The organism is Polaromonas glacialis (assembly GCF_000709345.1).
Lineage (GTDB): Bacteria > Pseudomonadota > Gammaproteobacteria > Burkholderiales > Burkholderiaceae_C > Polaromonas > Polaromonas glacialis.
Genome location: NZ_KL448326.1, coordinates 1 through 4,551, shown reverse-complemented (window position 1 = coordinate 4,551; position 4,551 = coordinate 1). Strand labels below are relative to the sequence as shown.

Below are 4,551 nucleotides of genomic sequence, written 5' to 3'. Positions count from 1 at the left end.
CGCCTGCTGCGCCAGGAGGGCCAGTTGGCCCATCGGCGCGCAGAGCGTTCAGCGCAAAAGCGCAGCCGGCCGCGCGCCCTGGCCGCGACCGGGCCCGATCAGGTGTTTTGCTGGGATATCACGTACCTGCCAACCCAGGTGCGCGGCCAGCACTTCTACCTGTACCTGTTCGAGGATCTGTTCAGCCGCAAGATCGTTGGCTGGCAGGTGTTCGATTGCGAGAGTGCCGAGCTGGCCAGCCAGTTGCTGCGCGACATCTGCGCGCGGCACAGCATTCCCCCGGGCCAGCTGACGGTGCATTCGGACAATGGCGCGCCGATGAAGGGCGAGACCATGCTGGCCACGATGCAGCGCCTGGGAGTGGCGCACACGCGCAGCCGGCCGTCCGTAAGCAACGACAAGGACTACGTCGCATACTGCACTCCTTCCGTACGTTCAGGTGGAACCGTTGCCTCCAGACGCCGCTGCGAGAGCTTGGCGCCGGGCTTCTTGCGGGGAGCCAGGTCGCCTGGTGGTTCATACAAGGACTCGTTCTTGTCGCTGTAGGCGTGGCCTCGCAACAGGCCGCGCCGCAGCCAGATCTTGACAGTGTGGGGGGTGACGTGCAATGCGTCGGCCATTTCCTGCAGTGTCAACATGCCGCGCTCGCGCAATCGGTCGTACCGCGGTTTGAGATGGTAGTCGCGCGCCAAACGCGCGATCATCCGTGTATTGAATGCCGATCCCGCACCCGGCGCGAATCCACGAGCATTGAGAACGTCGGCGATCTGCGCCGTGGTGTGTTCGTCAAGCAAGTGGTCTATCTCCTGGACCACGGCAGTGGGCGTCACACGCTGCTGCCAGGAGCACTTGGGCAGGGGTAGATGCAGCGACTTGCGCGCACCACCCTTGAAGCGAATATGTATGGTGATCTTGTCGTCACGATTCAAGGTGACGTCCTCCACCAGCAATCTGACCATGCGTTTGCGATCGCGATCGAGCGTACCCGGATCGTTCCACAGGCGAGGGAAGTCGGTGGCCAGTTGCACGATCGCTTTGCGCTGCTCGTCGGTCAACAAGCGTGCGTCTTCATCCCGGCGACGGGTGTACTCCTCGCGTGCATCGCCCAGCGCGCGCAGCTTCTCGTTCCAATCCGCCTCCAGGGAGTCGGCCACCAGCCGGTTGTCGGGATCAACGCGCATATAGCGTCGCTGCGCCAGTTCGCATTCGTACTGCGCGCGTTCAACATTGGCATGGCGCATGCGGTCCGCCTCTTCAAAGCGAGACTGCAGTTCCTGTTGAACGACCAGCGACACCTCGAGCGCAACCGGATTGACCGCCTCGATGAGCACCGCTGCGACCGCTTGGTCAATGCCGGTTCCGGGCACGTGTTGGCACACCGCTTGACCGTGCTTGATGCGTTCGCGCTGGCATATGTAGTCGGGACACAATTGCCCATGACGATCGTGATAGCGAACCGTCATGCGTTGACCGCAGCGCCCACACAAGACCATTCCTTGCAGCAGCGCAGGACCCTCGCGCGGTGGTCCGCGCCGCCGATCGGTGCCCATCGCCTGCGCGTTGGCATGCAGGCGATGCTGGTTGAGCTCGAACTCGTCCCAAGAGATATACCCCGCATGGTTACCCGGGATCAACGTGACCCATTCATCGCGCGGCATTCGACGCAGCCGGGTGCGGCCATCGATGGTCCTGACCGTATGGCAACGTCCATAAACAAACGCTCCAGCGTATCGGGGACTGTGCAGCACCCGAAGCACCTGGTCGTGCGTCAGGCTGCCCCACAGCAGTTCGCCTTTGTGGGGACCCTTGGCGCAGCGCCGCGGAAATGCCAGCTTCTCATCACGCGCGGCCTTGACCGTGGCGCAGGCTGAGCCGGTGCGGGCGAACGCCGCGAACAGCCACCTCAGGCAATGCTGGACTTGCTGATCAGGATCGAGCACGAGCGTGCCATCGCTGGTGTAGATCAACCCCACGGGCGGGCGCATCTCCAACTCGCCGCGGCGCGCCTTGTTCAGGATTCCGCCCTGCAGGCGCGCGCGCAGCACATGCAGTTCCGCCTCGCTCATGGTGCCCTTCAGGCCGAGCAGCAACCGGTCGTTGAAGTGTGCCGGGTCATAGACTCCATCCTCGTCGCAGATCAGCGTCGAGGTGAGCGCGCAGATCTCCAGCAACCGATGCCAGTCCATGGAGTTGCGTGCCAGGCGCGAGACCTCCAGACCCAGCACGATGCCCGCGTGGCCCATGCCGACTTCGGCGACCAAGCGCTGGAAGCCTTCGCGATCCGTGGCGGCGCCGGACTGGCCAAGATCGGTATCGATGACGATGACGCGTTCGTCTGCCCAGCCAAGGGCCACGGCGCGTTGGCGCAAGCCGTACTGGCGCTTGGTGCTCTCGGTGTTCTCGAACACCTGGCGCAGCGTCGACTGGCGGACATAGAGGTAGGCGTTGCGCTTGAGGTGACTGGCCTGCACCTTCTGATGGTGATCATTCAACATACGAGGGCCTCCTGCCGATTGAACAAAACCATACTGGCCAGCAGCATTGCAACGTCCCTGTGCAACTGCGCTGGACAGATCTGCTGGTCACCCTGTGGCGGCGCCGGCACCGGCGTCGGCGCCACGCACTGACTCCACACCTGCATCCAGGCGCACATACCGCCACGGGTGAACAAAGCCAGGCCCTGGGGTTGAACGGCCGATCGGCCAAGCACCTGTTGGCGCAGATCTTCGTAGCGTGCAACCAGACTGTCGTCGCGCAGCAGCGGCGCAAGCGACACGGGTATCAGCGCCGTTTTTTTTTGCGCAGCAACTGCCGCTCGATGCTGCGAGGGTGAACTTGCACCCCGAAATTTTGGTGCACCAACTCGGCCAGGCGCTCCGCACGAATATCCGGATCGGTAGCACGCGCCTCGCAGATGAACTGCAGCACCGTTGGCGTGAGTTTGTGGCCACCGTGCGGACCACTCTTGTGGGCGAGTAAAGCGGCCAGGCCGCCGCTCTCGAAGGCCGTCATGGCCTGGTAGAACGAGGGACGCGAAAAGCCGCAGGCCTTGGCAGCCTCGCTGATCGAGCGCTTGTCGATGTTGACCAGTCGCAGCATCTCGTACTTGACCTGCAGCACATCGTCGGGGTCGAAGAACGCGTTGTTGGCGAACAGTGCGTGAGTGACGCCGTGCGCACGCGGGTTGAGCGCAGCGTGCTGGCGCAGGACCGCTTGCTTGTCGTGCTTGTCTCGATCTATGGGCATGGACCCTCCTCGGCTCAGGCCAGTCAATGTATGTAAATAGGATTATGTTCGGCATGAACACACTGTCAAGGTGATCACTGCAAGCGATAGGAGGTTTCATGTGCAGCATGTATGTTGAGCTCCCATGCCAGTAGCATCGAACAGATGCAAGACAAGACGTAATCGCCTTTACACTTTGCACAATATCTTCTTTACACTGAAGGGGCCGGCTCATGACTTCATTGCCTCGATCAGTTGCACCAATTCGAGGAGTTCTTGAGCCCGGAACGCGGCACGTCCCCGCGCCACAGCATTGAAAGGGTCTTCGGCGACCAGGTCGGTCCAGACCGCCGGCATCGAGTGCGAGCCTCCTGCTGTGTCGTGGAAAAAAACCCTGTCTTCGCGCCAGTTCCTCCCACGCTCGACCAGATCGAACACCTGACCGAACAGCGGATGGTGCGGATGGGTGACGCGAAAAGGTCGTCGCTCAACGTCGCCATGCGGCGCAGTTGACTGCTCGCTCCAATCCCTATGTCGAATCGGCGTTCAGAACCCTGAAGTACCGCCCGCAATTGCCTGTCAAGCCGTTTGAAAACCTGCTGGCCGCAAGGCGCTGGGTGACCGAGCTGGCGCACTGGTACAACCATCAGCATCACCACAGCGCGATTGGCTTCGTGACTCCAGCCCAACGCCATGCCGGCCTGGACCGGGCATTGCTTGAGGAGCGATCGCTCGTCTATGAACGGGCACGCCAGGAAAATCCCCAGCGCTGGTCAAGGCAGACCCGCCAGTGGGCGCATGTCGATGTCGTTCACCTCAACCCGGAAACCCCACAAATCAAGGAGCCTCAAAACACGCAAAAAGCAGCCTGACTCACTTCACTTTAGGCGACAACTTCCTTGACAGCCACCTCCACCGCGCGGGCGGTGATACGTAGCTCCAAGGCCAGCCCAACCAGGGCATGGGGCACGCTGTAGCGGTGGCCTTCAAACTCGATGTGGCTGTCGATATGAACGCGTACCGTCTTGAAGCTGGCCCACTCCCAGGGTTGGGTAGGCAATGGGCTAAGGGCCGGGGCATCGAGTTGGGCGAAGGCGCTGGCTCGGCTGCCGGGGAGCTTTTGAAACAGCTTGTTGTTCAGCCGCGTGAGCAGCGGGGCAATGGCATCGTTGACTTCTTGCACCGTGACAAAGCGCTGATGACGCAGGCACGCCAGTATCCAGCGCTCCACCAGCAATACGCTGAGTTCGACCTTGGCCTTCTCATAGGTCCAGAACTGCCGGCTGTCCGGCCACTGGAGCGTGCATAGAGATCGAAGTCACGCAT

At 61.9% G+C, this 4,551-nt stretch carries 5 protein-coding genes and 2 pseudogenes; 2 read left to right on the top strand and 5 right to left on the bottom strand.

The window, feature by feature from the left end; all coding sequences use genetic code 11:
- Positions 1 to 24 precede the first annotated feature (24 nt).
- Positions 25 to 372, top strand: a pseudogene (locus tag EC86_RS30435) (DDE-type integrase/transposase/recombinase); the annotation flags it as partial.
- Positions 373 to 404: 32 nt separating this feature from the next.
- Here the strand turns inward: EC86_RS30435 and EC86_RS0123360 are convergent.
- The 4 genes from EC86_RS0123360 to EC86_RS28160 all read right to left on the bottom strand — a co-directional run bounded on the left by EC86_RS0123360 (position 405) and on the right by EC86_RS28160 (position 3,765).
- Positions 405 to 2,495 (bottom strand): recombinase family protein, encoded by a 2,091-nt coding sequence (locus EC86_RS0123360; RefSeq protein ID WP_029528226.1) that lies wholly within the window; start codon positions 2,493 to 2,495, stop codon positions 405 to 407.
- Positions 2,489 to 2,776, bottom strand: coding sequence for a hypothetical protein (locus EC86_RS0123355; protein WP_029528225.1), 288 nt, complete (start codon positions 2,774 to 2,776; stop codon positions 2,489 to 2,491). Before EC86_RS0123355 ends, EC86_RS0123360 begins: the two co-directional genes overlap by 7 nt.
- A gap of 5 nt (positions 2,777 to 2,781) precedes the next feature.
- A complete protein-coding gene (locus EC86_RS0123350; RefSeq protein WP_029528224.1) occupies positions 2,782 to 3,246 on the bottom strand; it encodes a helix-turn-helix domain-containing protein in 465 nt (154 codons plus the stop codon).
- 210 nt (positions 3,247 to 3,456) lie between these two features.
- A complete protein-coding gene (locus EC86_RS28160; protein ID WP_269635758.1) occupies positions 3,457 to 3,765 on the bottom strand; it encodes a DUF5372 family protein in 309 nt (102 codons plus the stop codon).
- Between EC86_RS28160 and EC86_RS0123340 the strand changes: the two genes are divergently transcribed.
- A complete protein-coding gene (locus EC86_RS0123340) occupies positions 3,735 to 4,097 on the top strand; it encodes an integrase core domain-containing protein (protein ID WP_029528223.1) in 363 nt (120 codons plus the stop codon). The two genes, EC86_RS28160 and EC86_RS0123340, sit on opposite strands and share 31 nt — an antisense overlap.
- A 35-nt stretch (positions 4,098 to 4,132) precedes the next feature.
- Here the strand turns inward: EC86_RS0123340 and EC86_RS0123335 are convergent.
- Positions 4,133 to 4,486: pseudogene (locus tag EC86_RS0123335) on the bottom strand (Mu transposase domain-containing protein); the annotation flags it as partial.
- Positions 4,487 to 4,551 lie beyond the last annotated feature (65 nt).